This is a genomic window from Micromonospora sp. NPDC005172 (genome assembly GCF_040608555.1).
Lineage (GTDB): Bacteria > Actinomycetota > Actinomycetes > Mycobacteriales > Micromonosporaceae > Micromonospora.
The window spans coordinates 236,817-254,940 of sequence record NZ_JBEXIL010000003.1 but is presented as its reverse complement, the minus strand read 5'-3'; the positions used below and the strand labels follow the sequence as shown (position 1 = coordinate 254,940).

Here is an 18,124-nt window from a genome sequence, read left to right as displayed (position 1 = left end):
ATCGGGGCGGCGACCGGCCGCGCGCCGACGGCGGCGGCCCGCGCGGCGGCGGCGAGGGTCGGCAGGTCGTCCACACCGACCCGGAGCGCGCCACCGAACACGCCTGTGGCGTCGCCGTCGAGGGCTTCCAGCGGGCCGGCGTCGACCACCTGACCGCGCTCCTCGCGCACGGCCGTCCGTCCAGGCACCGGCGGATCGGTCAGGACCAACGCCACGGTCGGCCCGACCGGGCTGGTGGCGAGGTGCCGCAGGACGGCGGTGTGCGCCACCAGGTCGGTGCCGGTGATCAGCAGCGGACCGGTGGCCGTGTCGGCCAGCGCGGCCAACTCGTCCAGGGTGGCGGCGAAGCGCACCTCGGCCGCGCCGGCCCGGCGCAACTGGTCGGCGAGCCGGTCGGCCAGCGGCTCGCCGGTCGCGGTGGTCAGGCCCGCCGCGGTCGTTCCGCCGGCGAGCACGATCGCGAGCGTCACCGCGGGACCGCGGCGTGATACGCGTCGAGCGCCTCGGCGATGGTGCCGTCGAGCGTCAACCGGCCCGCGTCGAGGTACAACCCCCGACGGCAGAACCGGGTCAGGTCCTTTTCGTTGTGTGACACCAGCACGAGCGTGCGCCCCTCCCCGAGCAGACGGTCAATCGTCGCGTAACACTTCTTGCGGAACTCCGCGTCCCCGACCGCGGTCACCTCGTCCATCAGCAGGATCGGGTGCGGCAGGTGCGAGATGATCGCGAACCCCAGCCGTACCTTCATCCCCGACGAGTAGTGCCGCACCGACGTGTCGATGGCCCGTTCCACCTGCTCACCGGCGAACTCGACGATCTCGTCGAAGTGCCGCTTCAGGTAGCTCGTCGACAGCCCGTGCAGCCCGCCGACCAGGTGCAGGTTCTCCCGGCCGGTCAGGTCGTTGGAGAAACCGGCCGACAATTCCAGCAGCGGCGCCACCGCGCCGTGCACCCGGATGTCGCCCTCGTCCGGGATGAGCACCCCGGCGATCAGCCGCAGCAGGGTGCTCTTGCCGGTGCCGTTGCGGCCGATCACCCCCACGGTCTCGCCCGGCTCCACGGTGAACGACACGTCCCGCAGCGGCCAGAACTGACCCGGCAGCGCACCGCGCCCGCCCCGATGGATGAACAGCTCACGCAGCCGAAGCTGGCGGCGACGGTTGCGGACGAACCGGATGCCCAGCCCGTCCGCCTCGATGATCGGCGCGGCCACGTCAGAGCTCCTTGAGCACGGCGGGCTCCAACCGGCGGAACGACCACCAGCCGGCGGCCAGCACCAGCAGACTGCCGACGATCGTCGTGGCGAGCAGCCGGGCGTCCGGGAACTCGTCCGGGTACCAGATCGCGTGGTGCAGCTGGAAGATCCCCACCAGCGGGTTCAGCTCGTACAGCACCTTCAGCCAGTGCGGCAGGCCGGACTCCCGGACCAGGCTGAGCGGGTAGATGATCGGCGTGGCGTAGAAGAGCACCCGGATGATCAGCCGCATCAACCGTTCCACGTCGCGCATCAGCACGTTCCAGGCCGACAGCAGCAGTGCGAGCCCGATCAACAGGACCGCCTGCACGGCCACCGCCAGCGGCAGGGCGAGCAGCGACCAGCCGGGATGCACCCGCCCGTGCGCCGCGTAGATCACCGCGATGGCGGCGAGGATCGGCAGGCCGGCCGCGTACTCGGCGAACCGGCCGGTGACCCGGCCGATCGGAAAGACCTGACGCGGCACGTTCATGGTGGTGATCAGCCGGGACTGGCCGGTCAACGCGTTGGTGGCCTCGCTCAGCGCCGAACTGGTCCACATCCAGGCGAAGATGCCGGTGATGAGAAACAGCGGGTACGACCCGGCGGCCTCACCGAGATGCCGCCCGGTGTCGCGGGAGTAGAGCACGCCGAAGACGAACCAGTAGATCGCGCCCATGCCGAGCGGCTCGATCAACGACCAGAAGTAGCCCAGCACCGACTGCTGGTACTTGACCGCCAGATCACGCCTGACCAGGATGCGCAGCGAGTTGCGGTGCGACCACAGGGCCGCGACGCCAGAGGTCACCGCCGCCTCCCGCCTCCTGAAAACGGACGCCAGGTTAGCAGTCGGTGAACGAATGCCCCGAATCGACCGGCTTCAGCACTCGATCACGTTGACGGCCAGACCGCCACGCGCCGTCTCCTTGTACTTGACCTTCATGTCGGCGCCCGTCTCCCGCATGGTCTTGATGACCTTGTCCAACGACACCTTGTGCACCCCGTCGCCGCGCAGCGCCAGCCGGGCGGCCGTGATCGCCTTGATGCTAGCCACCGCGTTCCGCTCGATGCAGGGGATCTGGACCAGGCCACCCACCGGGTCACAGGTCAACCCGAGGTTGTGCTCCATCCCGATCTCAGCCGCGTTCTCCACCTGCTCCGGGGTGCCACCGAGCGCCTCGGCCAGCCCCGCCGCCGCCATCGAGCACGCCGAACCGACCTCACCCTGGCAGCCGACCTCCGCCCCGGAGATCGACGCGTTCTCCTTGAACAGCACCCCGATCGCACCGGCCGCCAACAGGAACCGCACCACCCCGTCGTCGTCGGCGCCGTCGACGAACCGGCTGTAGTAGTGCAGCACCGCCGGGATGATCCCCGCCGCGCCGTTCGTCGGGGCGGTCACCACCCGACCCCCGGCCGCGTTCTCCTCGTTCACCGCCAGGGCGAACAACGTCACCCAGTCCATGGCGTGCAGCGGATCGGGCGTCCCGGCGTCCGCCTCCAGGCCGCGCCGCAGCTCCGCCGCACGCCGCCGGACCTTCAGACCCCCCGGGAGTACGCCGTCCCGCTCGCAGCCACGCTGCACGCACTCCTGCATCACCCGCCAGATCTCCAGCAGGCCCGCCCGGATCTCCGCCTCACTGCGCCATGAGCGCTCGTTGGCCAGCATCACCTCGCTGATCGACAGCCCGGTGCGGGTGGTGACGTCGAGGAGCTGCGCCCCGGTCAGGAACGGGTACCGCACCCGCGTCGTGTCCGGCTTGATCTTGTCCGCGCCCGCCGCTGCCTCGTCCACCACGAAACCGCCACCGACGGAGTAGTAGGTGCGGGCCCTGACCTGCTCCCCGGCCGCGTCGAAGGCCACGAAGGTCATCCCATTCGGGTGATACGGCAGCGAACGGCGGCGGTGCAGCGTCAGGTCCCGATCCGGGTCGAAGTCGATCTCGTGCGCGTCGAGCAGGCTGATCCGCCGCTCGGCACGGATCCGCTCGACGCGAGGCCCGACGGTGTCCGTGTCGACCGTCTCCGGAGACTCGCCGGCCAGCCCCAGCAGCACCGCCGGCCCGCTGCCGTGCCCGTGCCCGGTGGCCCCCAACGAACCGAACAGCTCCGCCTGCACCCGCGCGGTGTCGGCGAGCAGGCCGTCGGCCTTGAGCCCGGCGACGAACGTACGCGCCGCCCGCATCGGCCCCACCGTGTGCGAACTGGACGGCCCGATGCCGACGCTGAAGAGGTCGAAAACACTGATCATGGCTGCGCTTCCTCGGCGTCCTCCCGTCGTACGGGAAATCGCCCGGTCGTGGCCGCCGGTCGGCAGCCCCGCTCGTGGCCGCCCGGTCGGGTGGCCGCCGGTCACCCGGGGTGTGGGTGCCCGACCTGTCAGCCTACCTGCCCTGCTCACCCCTTACCCGAGCACCGCAGCCCGGCTACCCGATCATGGCAGCGCGGCCATCCGACCGCCGACTGCCAGCCACCTCTCCGCCACCCGCCCGCAGCCCGCGATGACCCGCGCAGCCCGCGATGACCTGCACAGCCCGCAGTGACCCGCGCAGCCCGCGATGACCTGCACAGCCCGCAGTGACCTGCACAGCCCGCAATGAGGCGTGCAGCCCGCATGATCGCGCTCGAACCTGGTTGTAGTGGCCTCGGGAGCGGCCGGAAGCCACTACATCCAGGATCGAGCGCGATCTTGGCGCGGGCGCGGGCGCGGGCGCCGGGCGCCGGGCGCCGGGCGGGCGGGCGGGCGCCGGGCGGGCGGGCGCGGGGCGGGCGGGCGCGGGGCGCGGGAGCGGATGGGCCGGGCGGGCGCGGAGGCGTCGGACGGGGCCGCACGGGTAAGTACCTACGGGTCCACGGGTCGACGATCCTCCTCGGGACCGAGGGCAGGGTCGCCACCCCTTTCTACCGTGGATTGCAGACGCGGCGCACCGCCGCAGAGTGGGAGTACGACGATGAGTCGCAAACTGGTTCGACCCCGCCAGGGGCGCATGCTCGCCGGTGTCTGCGCCGGCCTCGGACAGCGGTTCGGCATGTCCGCCGGGATGGTTCGGCTGCTGTTCCTGCTGTCACTGCTGCTGCCCGGCACCCAGGTGATCGTCTACCTGATCCTCTGGGTCCTCATGCCCAACGAGGACCGCTACCTGGCCTCCACCGGCCACTAACCCACCCCTGCACGAGCCGGCCGCGGCGGGTCGAGCTGGCCGCAACTTCGGGGATACTGCTGCCTCCGGCGTCCACGAGGCAGCAGTATCCCCGAAGTTGTCCAGATCTTGGCGGCCACCCGGCGAGCGCGGCAGCTTGGCGAGCGCGGCAGACGTGACAGCGCCCGCTCCGATGATGGTCGGGGCGGGCGCTGTCGAGATGTCAGAGCGCCACGGGGCGCGCTGGTGTCGGGGTCAGGGGGCCGTGTACGTGACCGTCACCTGCTGGTAGCCCAGTGAGCGCAGCAGCCCCTCCAGCATCTTGCGGGTGTTCTCCTGGGCGCGGGCGGAGAGGCCGCTGTCCCGGGCGGCGGCGGTGATCCGCTCCTCGGCCAACTGGTAGACCTGCTGCTGCCGGTTGGGGTCGTTGCCGACCAGGTCACCGAGCCGGTTGAGCAGGCCGCGCTGCTCGGCGAAGACGTAGCTCTTCTCCATGTCGAGGTTGGTCTCGCCGAGCTGTGGAGCAGGCAGCTTGATCTCGACGGACTTGCCGTCGGCGGACTGCACGATGGCGCCCTCACCGATCTTGGTGAAGTCGACGTACGCCTCGACGCTGCCGGCCCCGACGAACAGCGTGCGTTCGTTGAGCAGGAAGTCCGGGACGTTACGCCGGTCGTTCTGGGTGTCGACCACGACCTGGAAGTTGCCTTCGGCGGCCACGTAGCGGCTCAGGTCCTGGATCGACTTGAGCAGTGGTGGCTGGCTGCGGTCGGTCTGCTCCTTGGCGAACGGGTTGCGGAAGTCCGGCAGGAAGCCGGTCACCTGCACGCCCAGGAGCACCACCACGGCCAGCGCGGCGGCGCCGAGCAGCAGGAGCAGCCCACGGGCCGCACCTCCACCCCCACCTCCGCCGCTCGGGGGCCCGTCGGTGCCACCCGGCCCGTCCGGAGTCGGGTCGGGTGTCCCGGCCGAGCGCTCCTTGAGGTCGTCGCCGGTCGGGTAACCGGGGAACTCCCTCGTGGGCTCGTTGATGCCAGCGTCGCGGGCCATCACACTCACCGTCCTCGTCAGACACGTCGTCTACCAATGACGGTACGGCCCCCGTACGACAGCCGCGCGGCGAGCGGCCGGAATGCGTAAACGGGCAGGTCAGGCGAAGGCGGAGAGTCCGGTGAGCCGCTGCCCGACGATCAGCTGGTGGATCTCCGACGTGCCCTCGTACGTCAGCACGCTCTCCAGGTTGTTCGCGTGCCGCAGCACCGGGTACTCACCGGAGACGCCGTTGGCGCCGAGGATGGTGCGGCACTGCCGGGCGATGGCCAGGGCCTCCCGCACGTTGTTCAGCTTGCCCACGCTCACCTGGTCGGGGCGCAGCCGGCCGGCGTCGGCGAGCCGCCCAAGGTGCAGCGCGAGCAGTTGCGCCTTCACCAGTTCGACGGCCATGTCGGCGAGCTTGGCCTGGGTGAGTTGGAACCCGGCGAGCGGTCGACCGAACTGGGTCCGGGTGGTGGCGTACGCCAGGGTGGTCTCCAGACAGTCGCGCGCCACCCCGACGGCCCCCCAGACGATGCCGTGGCGGGCCTCGGTCAGGCAGCTCAGCGGGGCCTTGAGCCCGACGGCCTCGGGCAGTTGGGCGTCGGCCGGGAGCCGGACGTCGTCGAGCACGATCTCGCCGGTCAGCGACGCGCGCAGCGACATCTTGCGGCGGATCTCCCGGGCCGTGACACCGGGCGTGTCCATGGGTACGGCGAAGCCGCGTACCCCGTCGTCGGTGCGCGCCCAGATCACCGCGACGTCCGCGATCGGCGCATTGGTGATCCACATCTTGCCGCCGGTGAGCACCCAGTCGTCGCCGTCGCGGCGGGCCCGGGTGGCCATGGACGCCGGGTCGGAGCCGTGGTCGGGCTCGGTGAGGCCGAAGCAGCCGATCGACTCGCCGGTGGCCATCGAGGGCAGCCAGCGCTGCTTCTGCTCCTCGCTGCCGTAGCGCCAGATGGCGTACATCGCCAACGAGCCCTGCACCGAGACGAGCGAGCGGACGCCGGAGTCGGCGGCCTCCAACTCCTGGCAGGCGAGCCCGTACGCGACGGCGGAGGCGCCCGCGCAGCCGTACCCGTTCAGGTGCATGCCGAGCAGCCCGAGCTTGCCGAACTCCCGGGCCAGCTCACGGGCCGGCACGCGACCCTCCTCGTACCAGTCGGCGACGTAGGGGCGGACCCGGTCGTCGACGAGTCGGCGGACGACGTCGCGGATCTGCCGCTCCTCCTCGGTGAGCGACGGGTCCAGGTCGAGCAGATCGAGGGCAGTCATGCCGTCACCTTAGTGAAGGCTCAGCCCGCGCCGCTCAGTCGACGGCCGCGCCGCTCAGTCGACGGCCGCGCCGCTCAGTCGACGGCCGCGTCGCTCAGTCGACGGGCTCGGAGAGCACCAGCACCCGGGCGTGGATCTGGTTGCGCTGTTGCAGGGCGGCGCGCAGCGCGCGGTGCAGCCCGTCCTCCAGGTAGAGGCCGCCGTTCCACTGCACGACGTGCGGGAAGAGGTCGCCGTAGAAGGTCGAGTCCTCGGCGAGGAGCTTGTCGAGCGCCAACTCGCGCTTGGTGGTGATCATCTGATCCAGGCGCAGCGGACGGGGCGGGATCTCCGCCCACTGCTTGAGCGTCAGGTTGTGCTCCGGGTAGGGACGCCCGTCCCGGACCGCTCTGAAGATCACGACGGCACGCTCCCCTCCCCGTGACCGGGCCGACCGACGGCGCCGAGCCGGGCCACGGCGGGCACCGCGCGGCGCGGCACCGATGACCGTGTCAGCCTAGCGGCCCCGCGCACGCGGCGTTCTGCTCCCTGATGTCAGTTTCGCCATCGCTCGTCCGATCCTCAACCCGACGAACGGGACACCGTGCTCAACTCCACCGGCCGCGCCGCACGACCTCGTCCACTCCGCGACGTCCACGACGCAACGACGGTGACCGATGGTCGGGTGCGCGGTAACCGATTGTGACGGCCCCGATGGGCTGGTAGTCCTCCGGTACGCCGAAGCTCTCCCGGTACACGGACAGCCGCTGCGGCGGAATGCCGAAGAAACACGCACCCAGCCCCTCGTCGACGGCGGTGAGCAGCATCAGCAGCGCGGCGAAGCCGGTGTCCACGTACCAGTAGGGCACCGGCCAGCGGTCCACCGAGCGGTCGGTCCAGCCCTTGTCGGGCTCGGCGTACCGGGTCAGGTAGGCCGACTCGTTGGCGTGCGGCACCACGATGAGCGGCGCGCGGCGCATGCCCGCCAGCCAGCGTTCCCGTCCACCGCCGTCCGGGGTGGTGGCCGCCCAGAACCGCTCCCGGTCGGCCGCCTCCTCCAGCACCAGGAAACCCCAGCCCTGGGCGAAGCCGGCCGACGGGGCGCGTACGGCGTGGTCGAGCAGCCGGTCCACCACGTCGGGCGGGACGGGACGGTCCGGGTCGTAGTTGCGGACCATCCGTCGACGGCGGACGACCTCGGCGAACTCCATCAGGCTCCGGGACGGATGCCCCAGGCACCCCGCCAGGTCGTGCCGGGCTTGAGCGCGAGCACGTCCTTGCCCGAGCGGAACGCGTCCGGCGGGCAGGTCATCGGCTCGATCGCCACCGACCGGCGGTGTCGCTCGCCGGTCAGCGCGTCGCCGGTGAAGACCTGCCACCAGCCGAACTCGGCGTCCGCCCAGATGCTCACCCCCGACGAGTCGTCCGGCGCGGCCAGGCTCACCGAGGAGCCGCCGTCGGCGTCGCGGACGACCTCGCCGAAGCACAGGTCCAGCTCGGCCTCGCCGATCCGCCGCGGGCTGGTCCAGTCGTACTCGGTGCCGGCCACCGGCGTCGCACCGACCGGCAGCAACCGCCCGTCCACCATGATCCGGGTACGCGCGGGCAGCCGCATGACCAGGTCGTCCACGGCGACGCCCGGCAGTTGCAGGTACGGGTGCACGGAGAAGCCGAACGGCGCGACCTCGGTGCCGATGTTCGTCACCTCGTGCTCGGCGCGCAGGCCGTCAGCGCTCACGCTCCACCGGCTGACCAGCCGCAGCGGCCACTCGTAGCCGGGCTGCGGCGGCAGGTCGTAGCCGAGGGTCACGGCGTCCGTGGACTGCTCCAACAGCCGCCACGGCACCCAGTTCACCAGCCCGTGGATGGCGACGTGCCGCCCCGGCTCGGTCAGCGCGAGTTGGCGCGTCCGGTCGCCGTACACGTAGCGCCCGTCGCGGATGCGGTTCGGCCAGGGCGCGAGCACCTGTCCGGCGCAGCCGGGGCAGACCTCGTCGACGCCGTACCCGTCGAGCAGGTCGACGCCGTCGTGCCGGTACGTCCGCAGCCCGCCGCCCACCTCCACGATGACGGCCTCGTGGCCCGCGGCGGCGATGGTCCACTGTGCGCCGGAGAAGGGGCGCTGCTCAGGGCTCTCCATGCCGGCGACCCTAACCGGTCACGACCGGTCGCCGCTCGACGCCGTCGTGGCCCGGTAGCGCAGCAGCGCCGGGAAGGCGACCGCGAGCACCACGACGAGCACCGCCGAGGCGAGCCCGCCGGCGACCCAGGCCACCCCGCCGCCGAATCCGGCGGCCATGGTGCCGGCCCGCAGGTCACCGAGGCGTGGGCCGCCGGCCACCACTACCGTGTTGACGCCCTGGAGCCGTCCGCGCATCCGGTCCGGCGCGTACACCAGCAGCATGGACTGGCGCAGCACTGCGCTGACCAGGTCGGCGGCGCCGGCCACGGCGAGCAGCAGGACCATCAGCCAGAGTTGCTGGGCCAGCCCGGCGGCGGCGATCGCGACACCCCAGCCGACCACCGCGGCGACCAGGCCGACCCCCTGCCGCCGGAGCCGACCGATCCAGCCGGAGGTCAGCCCGCCGATCATGGAGCCGATCGCGATGGCGCTGTAGAGCAGGCCGACCGTGCCACCCCCACCGAACCGCTCGTTCGCGATCTCCGGGAACAGGGCCCTCGGCATGGCCAGGATCATCGCGATCAGGTCCACGCCGAAGGAGAGCAGCAGGACGGGTGTGGTGGCCAGGTACCGGAACCCGTCGATCACGCTGGCCAGGCCGGCACGGTGGACCTGGCCGTCGGGGCTCGGCTCGGGCGGCAGCGCCGGCAGGCGCAGCGCGGCCCAGAGCATCGCCGTGAACAGCACCGCGTCCAGGCCGTACGCGATCGGCAGCACCACGTGTGTGTCCGACGAGGCGGCGAGGATCAGGCCGGCGGCGAGCGGGCCGGCGACCGACGCGGCGGTGAAGGTCGTGTAGTTCAGGGTGCTGGCGGCCGGGACGAGGTCGTCCGGGACGAGCCGGGGCAGCATGGCGCTGCGCGCCGGTGAGCTGATCGCGAAGGCCACCGACTGCACCGCCATCAGGGCCAGCAGCAGCACCGGACTACCCACGTCCAGCAGCGCCTGGACGAGCAGCCCGAGGGTGGATGCCCAGAGCAACAATGAGCCGCCGAGCAGCACGGCACGGCGGTCGCGGGCGTCGGCGACCGCGCCGCCCCAGAGCCCGAAGATCAGCAGGGGTACGAAGGCAGCCACGCCCAGCAGGCCCACCCAGAACGAGTCCCGGGTGAGGGCGTACATCTCCACGGGCACCGCGACCGCGGTGAACTGGAAGCCGAACATCGCCACGGTGTTGCCGAGCCACAACCGCCGGTACTCCGGGACGCGCAGCGGGCGGACGTCGATCGCCCAGCGGCGCGCACCGCGCGGCCGGGCCTCCTGCACACCGGTCATGGCGCCAACCGCTCGACGATCCAGTCGCCCGCGTCGGCGCGACGAAAGCGCAGGCGGTCGTGCAGCCGACCGGCCCGGCCCTGCCAGAACTCGACCGAGTCCGGCCGCACCCGCAGCCCACCCCAGTGCGGCGGAGGCGGGATGACATCCGCGTCGGCGTACCGCTCGGCCACCTCCCGGTAGCTCTCCTGGAGCGTGGCCCGGTCCGGCACCACCGACGACTGCGGGCTGGCCCACGCGCCCAACTGGGAGCCGCGTGGCCGGCTGGCGAAGTACGACTCGGTCACCGCCCGCTCGACCGGGGCGATCGAGCCGGCGACCACCACCTGCCGTTGCATGGGAAACCACGGAAAGACCAGGCTGGCGTGCGGGTTGTCGGACGCCTCGACACCCTTGCGGGACAGGTGGTTGGTGAAGAAGACGAAGCCCTCCGGGTCGTACCCCTTGAGCAGCACCGTCCGCCCACTCGGCCGGCCGGCGGCGTCGGCCGTGCCCACCACCATGGCGTTGGGTTCGGGTAGCCCGTGGGCCACCGCGTCGGCGAACCACCTGTCGAACTGGGTGTGCCAGTCGGCGGCCAGGTCGGATTCGGTCAGTCCCAGGTCCGCGGCGTACTCGTTACGCATCGCGGCCGGGGCAGGTGTGTCGCCCGTCACGTCCCCACTCCTTCTCGGCGTCCCGACCAGCGCCCTCCCGCGCTGGCCAGCCCGCTTCGCCCAGTCTCACCGACCGACGCGGAGAATGCGCGCCCTGAGATGTCGCGTGCAGCACAGTCGCACTGGGTCGCATATCCGGTTACGCAGCAGGCAAGATGTTCCGAACACATCCCTGAGGATCGCCTAAGGCGCTCGGCCGACCGGCCGGATCAGCTGTTCGGGCGTACCGACCAGATCCAGGAGAGCGACATGGCCGACTTCAAACCCGGTCTGGAGGGCGTCGTAGCCTTCGAGACCGAGATCGCCGAACCCGACCGCGAGGGTGGCGCGCTGCGCTATCGCGGGGTCGACATCGAGGATCTGATCGGCCAGGTCTCATTCGGCAATGTCTGGGCGCTGCTGGTCGACGGCCGGTTCGGGCCGGGCCTGCCGCCGGCGGAGCCGTTCCCGGTGCCGGTGCACTCCGGCGACATCCGGGTCGACGTGCAGTCGGCGGTCGCCATGCTGGCGCCGTACTGGGGCCTCAGCCAGCTGCTGGACATCTCCGACGAGCAGGCCCGCGAGGACCTGGCCCGGGTGTCGGTGACCGCGCTCTCCTTCGTCGCCCAGTCCGCTCGCGGCCTCGGTCTGCCGGCGGTGCCGCAGAAGGAGATCGACAAGGCGCAGACCATCGTCGAGCGGTTCATGAAGCGCTGGCGGGGCGAGCCGGACCCGCGGCACGTCAAGGCCGTCGACGCGTACTTCATCTCGGCCGCCGAGCACGGCCTGAACGCCTCCACCTTCACCGCGCGCATCGTGGCCTCCACCGGCGCGGACGCCGCGGCCTGCATCTCGTCGGGCATCGGCGCCCTCTCCGGCCCGCTGCACGGTGGCGCGCCGTCGCGCGTGCTCACCATGCTGGAGGCGGTGGAGCGCAGCGGCGACGCCGAGGGGTACGTCAAGGGCGTCCTCGACCGCGGCGAGCGGCTGATGGGCTTCGGCCACCGGGTCTACCGTGCCGAGGACCCGCGCGCCCGCGTGCTCCGGCGCACCGCCAAGGAGCTGGGCGCGCCGCGCTTCGAGATCGCCGAGGCGCTGGAGAAGGCCGCCCTGGCCGAGTTGCAGGCCCGCCGCCCGGACCGGGTGCTGGCCACCAACGTCGAGTTCTGGTCGGCCGTCGTGCTGGACTTCGCCGAGGTGCCGGCGCACATGTTCACGTCGATGTTCACCTGCGCGCGGATGGGCGGTTGGAGCGCGCACATCCTGGAGCAGAAGCGCCTCCAGCGGCTGGTCCGGCCGTCCGCCCGCTACGTGGGCCCGGAGACGCGCAAGCCGTCCGACGTCGAGGGCTGGGGCGCCGTCCAGCACGGCGTCTGAGCTGACAGCCAGGGGCCCCTGCCCGACGTTCCGCGTCGGGCAGGGGCCTTCTGCGTGTCCCGGCCCGGTCGGGCGTGACGGTGTGGCGAAGGACTCAGCCCGGCCGTCGGGACCCCGGCCGTCGCCGCCAAGCCCGGGTGCGAGGATGAGGGCCGGCAGTGTCGCCGGGCCCGCCCTCGCCCTTGCGGAAGGATCTTCAGAACCGTGGCTGACGCACCGATCATCCGGATTCCCGACGAGATCAAGCCCGCCGACGGCCGTTTCGGCTGCGGCCCGTCCAAGGTCCGTCCGGCGGCCGTGTCCGCGCTCGCCGAGGTGGCGACCAGCTACCTGGGTACGTCGCACCGGCAGAAGACGGTCCGCGACCAGGTGGCCCGGCTGCGCTCCGGGATCGCCGAGTTCTTCTCCCTGCCCGAGGGCTACGAGGTGGTGATCGGCAACGGCGGCACCACCGCGTTCTGGGAGGTCGCCACCTTCGGTCTGGTCCGCGACCGGGCGCAGTTCGCCAGCTTCGGCGAGTTCGGCGCGAAGTTCGCCAAGTCGGTCAAGGATGCGCCGTTCCTCGGTGAGCCGACGGTCCGCAAGGCCGACGCGGGCAGCGCCCCGGCCCTGGTGGCCGAGTCGGGGGTGGACGTCTACGCGACGCCCCAGAACGAGACCTCGACCGGCGTGGCCGTGCCGATCAGCCGGGTGGCCGGCGCGGACGAAGGTTCGCTGCTGCTGGTCGACGCCACCTCGGGCGCGGGTGGCCTGGACGTCAACGTCGGCGAGACCGACGTCTACTACTTCGCGCCGCAGAAGTGCTTCGGCTCCGACGGTGGCCTGTGGCTGGCCCTGATGTCGCCGGCCGCGCTGGACCGGGCCGCCGAGGTCAAGGCCTCCGGGCGCTACATCCCGGCCTTCCTCGACCTGGTCACCGCTATCGACAACTCGCGGCTCGAGCAGACCTACAACACCCCGGCGCTGGCCACGATCTTCCTGGCCGCCGAGCAGATCGACTGGATGAACGCGCAGGGTGGCCTGGCCTGGGCGGCGAAGCGCACGGCGGAGAGCGCCGCCACGGTGTACGGCTGGGCGGAGCGGTCCACGGTGGCCACGCCGTTCGTCACCGACCCGACGCTGCGGTCCAATGTGGTCGCGACCATCGACTTCGCCGACGGGGTCGACGCCACCGCCATCGCGAAGGCGCTGCGCGCCAACGGCATCGTCGACACCGAGCCCTACCGCAAGCTCGGCCGCAACCAGTTGCGGGTGGCGCTGTTCCCGGCCGTCGAGCCGGCCGATGTCGAGGCGCTGACCGCGTCCATCGACTACGTGGTCGAGCGCCTCTGAGCTTCGTCACGGTGGGTGTCCGTTGACGCCTCGATGGACACCCACCGTGATCATTGCCGCAGCTCAGTCACGACTTGCGGGGTGTCGCTGCCCCCACCCTGAGACAGATGCGCGTACGGTGGTCCGAGACGCCTGGGTGGCCGACTCGTGGCGTGCGGCCAGCGAAGCGGGACGGAGGCAACGCTATGCGCCCAGTACGCTTCGTCGCCCTCTCCGAGGACGGCCAGGCCCTGGTGCTCGCCGACGAGGTCGGGCGACTGCTCGCCCTGCCGATCGACGAGCGCATCGCCGGTGTGATGCACCCCGAGCCAGGTGCCCCGCCGCTCGCGGTGGCACCGACCGGCGTCGACCCGATTCCCTCGCTGTCCCCCCGGGACATCCAGGCCCGCATCCGTTCCGGTGAGTCGGCCGAGGACGTGGCCCGGATCGCCGGGGTGCCGGTCGACCGGGTCCTGCGCTACGCCGGCCCGGTGCTCCAGGAGCGGGCCATGCTCGCCCAGCACGCCCGTCGCACCCGCCTCAAGGGCGCGGAGAAGCCCACCCCGCTCGCCGAGGTGGTCAACGGTCGGCTGAGCCAGCACGGCATCGACACCGAGAAGATCTCCTGGGACGCGTACCGGCGCGACGACGGCACCTGGCGGATCATCGCCACCTGGCCGTCGGGCAAGGCCACCGCGCAGGCCATCTGGGACATGGACAAGGCCCGGCAGGTGGTCACGCCGCACGACGACATGGCGCAGTACCTGTGCGCCGAGCGGCCCACGCCGATCCTCGGTCAGGAGCCGGCACCGGAGCGGGGTGGGCACGGCCTGCCCGGTCCGTCGCGCGGTGAGCCGAGTCGTGGTGGGCACGGGTTGCCGGCGGCGTCCGAGCACCCGCGCTCGGGCCGCGATCCGATCCGGGCCGGCCGGGACGCGCTGCTCGCCTCACTGGACCGTCCACTCGGTGCCTCGTCGGGTCGCGGGCTCGAACCGCGTACGCCGGCGGCTCTGGCCGGGTCCGACGCGCCCCGGCAGCGGCCGGTCGGCGGCGGCGCTGCCGCGCTGCTCGGCGGCGGCCAGGGTTCCGCCTTCGACGACGACTCGGACGCGCCCAAGGAGGTCCCGGCCGTGCCGTCGCTGGCGGTGCTGCGGCCCCGCCGCACCGGAACGGCCGCCGCAGCGGCCGGTGGCGAGACCACCGACGCCAACGGCAAGCCGCGCAAGCGCCTGCCGAGCTGGGACGACGTGCTCTTCGGCAGCGGCCCGGCCGCCCGCGAGTCCTCCTGACGCTCCGCGTCGGCGGGCGGCTCACTGCTTGATCGACTCGGGTTCTCGGAAACCGCGCTGTCGGCGCGTGTCGGACACCCCGACTTTCGAGAACCCGAGTGGATCACGCCTCAGGCGGTGAGCAGATCGCCGAGCCGGTGACGCAGGTTCCGCGCTTCGCGGGCAGAGAACACCACTCGCTGGGTCGCTGTACGGTCGGCGACCGACAACACCACCACCGGTTCGGCTGGCGGACGACACGTCTGCGCCAGCGATACCGAGATGATCGACGCCTCTTGGCGGGGTGACTCGATCAGGAGGAAACGGGACCGATGTTCGCCACGAGCGTCGCAGCCCTTCCGATCACACCACTCTGGATGAGCGTTGGCCGCCAACAACCCGGTTGGGTATATGTGCACGTACCCGCAGGGCCGGTTCACATCTTCACCGAGGGGCGTAGCTGACGAGGTGAAGCCAGCCATGGCGATCGCGTCAGCCGTCGCCTGCGAATGAGCAGGGCAGACGTAGACCGCACCGTCCAGCGACCCGTCGCCCGATTCGCCGTCCACGCTGTAGACCTCAATACGGGTGGCTGCCGGTTCTGCGCAGTCGGCCAGTCGAAATGGTAGATCCGTCACGGGTTCCACCCTCCCCACGAGATGACGGCCCTGGAAGACTTCAAGCCTCAAACGCCAAACGGGACTTTACAGTACTTGGCCTACAAACAACAACATGTCCTTGGCCTACTTAAGAACCCAATATGTTTGGCCTAGATGGCCTCCAGCAAAGATGGCCAAGTGGATCTCGAAGGGGCTATGCGTGCACTGAGGGCCGCTGAAGAGGCGCTACCTCGAGCGGAGGAACAGGCTGCCCGCACCGCTCGGCAGATAAAGGCCGATGCTCGAACCACGGTCGAGCAGGCCCGTGCCGATCTGCACAGAACGATGGTGGCGGAGTACCGAGCCGGTGCCCGGCAAGTGGATCTCGTCAAGCGGACCGGCTACAGCCGCGAACGGGTCCGTCAGATCTTGAGGGCCGCCGGCATCGAGGCGGACTAAAGCAAGCTCAGGGGCACGATATTCCCACCGAGGCCGTTCACGCCGGCTCGCCGAGTCAGAGCGGCCAGGCGGCGAGCCGCTCGTAACGCGGGCGTCCCGACCTGGCCTGGCTGCGCATCAGCAGCAGCTCGGTCGCCGGCCACTCCGGTCCCTGGTAGTCGTCAAGCACGACCCGGTCGGCCTCGACATCAGCCTCGTCCATGCGGTCGCCGGGCCGCGCCAGATTCGCCGGGTCGACGAGCCGTACCCGGGCACCGGTGGCTGCCGCCGCGCCGACCCGCAGCCGCGCGACCTGCGCGCCAAGATGGTTGACCGCCTCCACGGGCGGATAGACCGCGACGAAGAGCCGCAACCGTCCGACCGTTCAGCGGTGCCGTTGCCGGTGCCCGGCCCGGGCAGCCGGCAGGGTCAGCCCGGCGGCGTGCAGCACGCCCTCGACGCGTACCCGCTCGATCTCCTGGTCGACGCCGGTCAGCTCGGCCAGATGCTCGGTGATCCCGAGGGCGCGGCAGGCCAGCCGGAGCCGATCGTCGTACGCCTGGACCACCGCGCCGTGCCAGACCATCGGTCGGCCGATGCCGCCGAGCCGCTGACCGCCGAGGCGGCGCAGGTCGGCGGCGAGCTGTTCCAGGGGACGACGGTCGGCGCTGTCGAACTCGCTGAGGTCGATGTCGCGGGTCAGCGATTCGGCTTCGATGGCCCGGTCGAGGCGGGCGATCGTGCGTCGCTCCCGCCGGCGCTCGCGCCACTCGGCCCAGCCGCAGACCACCCGGTCGAGAATCTCGTCGTAGCAGAAGAGCAGGGCGAACACCGCCGGGATGCTGGCCACGGCGAGGAACGCCAGGGCCAGCATCAGCGCGCGTCCGACTCCCACATATCGACGCTAAGCCCTGTCGTACCGCCTCGCCACCGATTTGGCCGCATCCGCGCTATCCGCCGATCGGGACTCCCGCCACGCGCTCGGGCCCCAGCCCAACTCGGCGGGGACCCGGGGCGCGCAGCTCAGCAGTCGGCGGAGGTGACGTAGAAGCGCGGCATGGGCAGCACACGGAAGCGCAGTCGCGCACCGGAGCGGCGCAGTTGCCAGGTGAGCGCGATCAGCGCGGTGGCCAGCGAGATCAGCCCGCCCATCCAGATGCTCGCGCCAGCGCCGAAGTGCTCGGCCACCCAGCCGATCAGCGGTGCGCCGACCGGGTTGGTGCCCAGGAACACCAGCACCCACAGGGCCATCACCCGTCCCCGGAACGCGGCGTCCACGCCGAGCTGGACACGCTGGTTGGCGGCCTGGGCGAAGAAGACCATGAAGAAGCCGGTGGGCACCAGCAGCGCCACGACCAGCCAGTACGTCGACGCGAAGCCGACCAGGGTACCGAAGCTGGCACAGCCGATCGCCGCGCCGAGCACCAGCCACACCGACGGGCGGCTCCGCCGGCCGGTGCCGCTGAGGGCGCCGCCCAGCGCGCCGACGGCAAGGGCGGTGCTGAACAGGCCGAAGGAGGCGGCGCCGGTGTTGAAGACCGTCTTGGCGAGCGCGGCCAGGGTGAGCTGGAAGTTGAACAGCGACATGCCGATCACCGACATCACCGCCATCGGCAGCAGCAGGTCGGGTCGCCGCCAGACGTACCGGAGGCCGTCGACGACCTTCGCGGACGCCCGCTCGTCACGCGGTAGGAGCGCGTCGCGCTGCAGTTCGGCGGTCCGCATCCGGACGACGTTGACCAGCGGCGCGATGGAGCTGACGGCGGTGAACAGGAAGACCGGGCCGACATCGAAGGCGGCGATGGCCAGACCGGCGACGGCCGGACCGACGATCCGGGCGGAGTTGAACACGGCGGCGTTCAGCGACAGCGCGTTGGGCAGCAGCGGCGTGCCGACCAGTTCGGAGACGAACGCCTGGCGGACCGGGGTCTCGACGGCGTTGGCGACGCCGAGCAGCGCGGCGAACGCGAAGACGTGCCAGAGCTGCACCAGGTCGGTGAGGACCAGCACGGACATCCCGAGCGCCAGCACCGTCCAGAAGGCGTTGGCGGCGAACAGCAGGACCCGCTTGTCGTACCGGTCGGCGAGGCGGCCGGAGAACAGGGTGAGCAGCAGCACCGGCGTGAACTGGCAGGCGGTGACCACGCCGAGCGCGGTCGCGGAGTTGTCGGAAAGCTCGAGGACGAGCCAGTCCTGGGCGATGAACATCATCCAGACGCCGATCAGTTTGATCAGCTGCCCGGAGGCGAAAAGGCGGTAGTTACGGACCTGTAGGGACTGGAACATCGTGCTCAGCTTGGCCTGCACTCTCGGTGCGCCTCCTCAAGGACGTACGCGTCATCGACAGGTGACGGCACGGCCCGGTGGCGCGGGCGC

The 18,124-nt window shown here is 71.5% G+C and carries 19 protein-coding genes and 1 pseudogene; 5 read left to right on the top strand and 15 right to left on the bottom strand.

Features of this window, described 5'->3' with window-relative positions; genetic code table 11:
* The 4 genes and pseudogenes from ABZV06_RS03910 to ABZV06_RS03895 all read right to left on the bottom strand — a co-directional run.
* Positions 1–425: pseudogene (locus ABZV06_RS03910) on the bottom strand (CDP-alcohol phosphatidyltransferase family protein); the annotation flags it as partial.
* 41 nt (positions 426–466) lie between these two features.
* A complete protein-coding gene (locus ABZV06_RS03905; RefSeq protein WP_355235253.1) occupies positions 467–1,213 on the bottom strand; it encodes an ABC transporter ATP-binding protein in 747 nt (248 codons plus the stop codon).
* A gap of 1 nt (position 1,214) precedes the next feature.
* Positions 1,215–2,042: an ABC transporter permease gene (locus ABZV06_RS03900; RefSeq protein WP_355618391.1), complete on the bottom strand. Its 828-nt coding sequence runs from the start codon at positions 2,040–2,042 to the stop codon at positions 1,215–1,217.
* 72 nt (positions 2,043–2,114) lie between these two features.
* Positions 2,115–3,485 carry an L-serine ammonia-lyase gene (locus tag ABZV06_RS03895; RefSeq protein WP_355235258.1) on the bottom strand — a complete coding sequence of 457 codons (1,371 nt, stop codon included), beginning with the start codon at positions 3,483–3,485 and terminating at the stop codon, positions 2,115–2,117.
* Positions 3,486–4,185: 700 nt separating this feature from the next.
* Here ABZV06_RS03895 and ABZV06_RS03890 point away from each other — a divergent pair.
* Positions 4,186–4,395, top strand: a complete 210-nt coding sequence (locus ABZV06_RS03890; protein ID WP_234589045.1) for a PspC domain-containing protein — start codon at positions 4,186–4,188, stop codon at positions 4,393–4,395.
* 234 nt (positions 4,396–4,629) lie between these two features.
* On the opposite strand, the gene ABZV06_RS03885 is transcribed toward ABZV06_RS03890, so the two are convergent.
* The 7 genes from ABZV06_RS03885 to pdxH form a co-directional block, all read right to left on the bottom strand.
* Positions 4,630–5,424, bottom strand: coding sequence for a DUF4230 domain-containing protein (locus ABZV06_RS03885; RefSeq protein ID WP_355235263.1), 795 nt, complete (start codon positions 5,422–5,424; stop codon positions 4,630–4,632).
* Between the two features lie 99 nt (positions 5,425–5,523).
* On the bottom strand, positions 5,524–6,684 hold the full coding sequence (locus tag ABZV06_RS03880; RefSeq protein ID WP_355618389.1) for an acyl-CoA dehydrogenase family protein: 1,161 nt from the start codon (positions 6,682–6,684) through the stop codon (positions 5,524–5,526).
* Positions 6,685–6,778: 94 nt separating this feature from the next.
* Positions 6,779–7,084 carry a type II toxin-antitoxin system VapB family antitoxin gene (locus ABZV06_RS03875; protein ID WP_355235268.1) on the bottom strand — a complete coding sequence of 102 codons (306 nt, stop codon included), beginning with the start codon at positions 7,082–7,084 and terminating at the stop codon, positions 6,779–6,781.
* Between the two features lie 187 nt (positions 7,085–7,271).
* Entirely contained in the window at positions 7,272–7,874 is a 603-nt protein-coding gene (locus ABZV06_RS03870; protein WP_355235271.1) for a nitroreductase family protein, read from the bottom strand.
* On the bottom strand, positions 7,874–8,803 hold the full coding sequence (locus ABZV06_RS03865) for an aldose 1-epimerase family protein (RefSeq protein WP_355618387.1): 930 nt from the start codon (positions 8,801–8,803) through the stop codon (positions 7,874–7,876). Before ABZV06_RS03865 ends, ABZV06_RS03870 begins: the two co-directional genes overlap by 1 nt.
* 18 nt (positions 8,804–8,821) lie before the next feature.
* The gene (locus tag ABZV06_RS03860) at positions 8,822–10,120 is read right to left on the bottom strand and encodes an MFS transporter (protein WP_355235277.1); all 1,299 of its coding nucleotides are present in this window, start codon (positions 10,118–10,120) and stop codon (positions 8,822–8,824) included.
* Positions 10,117–10,746, bottom strand: coding sequence for a pyridoxamine 5'-phosphate oxidase (gene pdxH / locus ABZV06_RS03855; protein ID WP_355618419.1), 630 nt, complete (start codon positions 10,744–10,746; stop codon positions 10,117–10,119). Before pdxH ends, ABZV06_RS03860 begins: the two co-directional genes overlap by 4 nt.
* Positions 10,747–11,025: 279 nt before the next feature.
* Between pdxH and ABZV06_RS03850 the strand changes: the two genes are divergently transcribed.
* From ABZV06_RS03850 to sepH, 3 genes are all read left to right on the top strand, one after another.
* On the top strand, positions 11,026–12,132 hold the full coding sequence (locus ABZV06_RS03850; RefSeq protein WP_355235279.1) for a citrate synthase 2: 1,107 nt from the start codon (positions 11,026–11,028) through the stop codon (positions 12,130–12,132).
* A gap of 204 nt (positions 12,133–12,336) precedes the next feature.
* Positions 12,337–13,464: a phosphoserine transaminase gene (serC, locus tag ABZV06_RS03845; RefSeq protein ID WP_355618384.1), complete on the top strand. Its 1,128-nt coding sequence runs from the start codon at positions 12,337–12,339 to the stop codon at positions 13,462–13,464.
* A gap of 185 nt (positions 13,465–13,649) precedes the next feature.
* Positions 13,650–14,732, top strand: coding sequence for a septation protein SepH (gene sepH, locus ABZV06_RS03840; protein ID WP_355235285.1), 1,083 nt, complete (start codon positions 13,650–13,652; stop codon positions 14,730–14,732).
* Positions 14,733–14,842: 110 nt separating this feature from the next.
* On the opposite strand, the gene ABZV06_RS03835 is transcribed toward sepH, so the two are convergent.
* Positions 14,843–15,349 carry a hypothetical protein gene (locus tag ABZV06_RS03835; protein ID WP_355618382.1) on the bottom strand — a complete coding sequence of 169 codons (507 nt, stop codon included), beginning with the start codon at positions 15,347–15,349 and terminating at the stop codon, positions 14,843–14,845.
* A 135-nt stretch (positions 15,350–15,484) separates the two neighbouring features.
* Between ABZV06_RS03835 and ABZV06_RS03830 the strand changes: the two genes are divergently transcribed.
* Positions 15,485–15,769, top strand: coding sequence for a hypothetical protein (locus ABZV06_RS03830; RefSeq protein WP_355235291.1), 285 nt, complete (start codon positions 15,485–15,487; stop codon positions 15,767–15,769).
* A gap of 55 nt (positions 15,770–15,824) precedes the next feature.
* Here the strand turns inward: ABZV06_RS03830 and ABZV06_RS03825 are convergent, their stop codons facing one another.
* The 3 genes from ABZV06_RS03825 to ABZV06_RS03815 form a co-directional block, all read right to left on the bottom strand.
* Positions 15,825–16,121 (bottom strand): hypothetical protein, encoded by a 297-nt coding sequence (locus tag ABZV06_RS03825; protein WP_355618379.1) that lies wholly within the window; start codon positions 16,119–16,121, stop codon positions 15,825–15,827.
* A gap of 12 nt (positions 16,122–16,133) precedes the next feature.
* Complete coding sequence (locus ABZV06_RS03820) at positions 16,134–16,643, bottom strand: hypothetical protein (protein WP_355235296.1); 510 nt, start codon at positions 16,641–16,643, stop codon at positions 16,134–16,136.
* Between the two features lie 128 nt (positions 16,644–16,771).
* Positions 16,772–18,055 carry an MFS transporter gene (locus tag ABZV06_RS03815; protein WP_355235298.1) on the bottom strand — a complete coding sequence of 428 codons (1,284 nt, stop codon included), beginning with the start codon at positions 18,053–18,055 and terminating at the stop codon, positions 16,772–16,774.
* Positions 18,056–18,124: the final 69 nt, after the last annotated feature.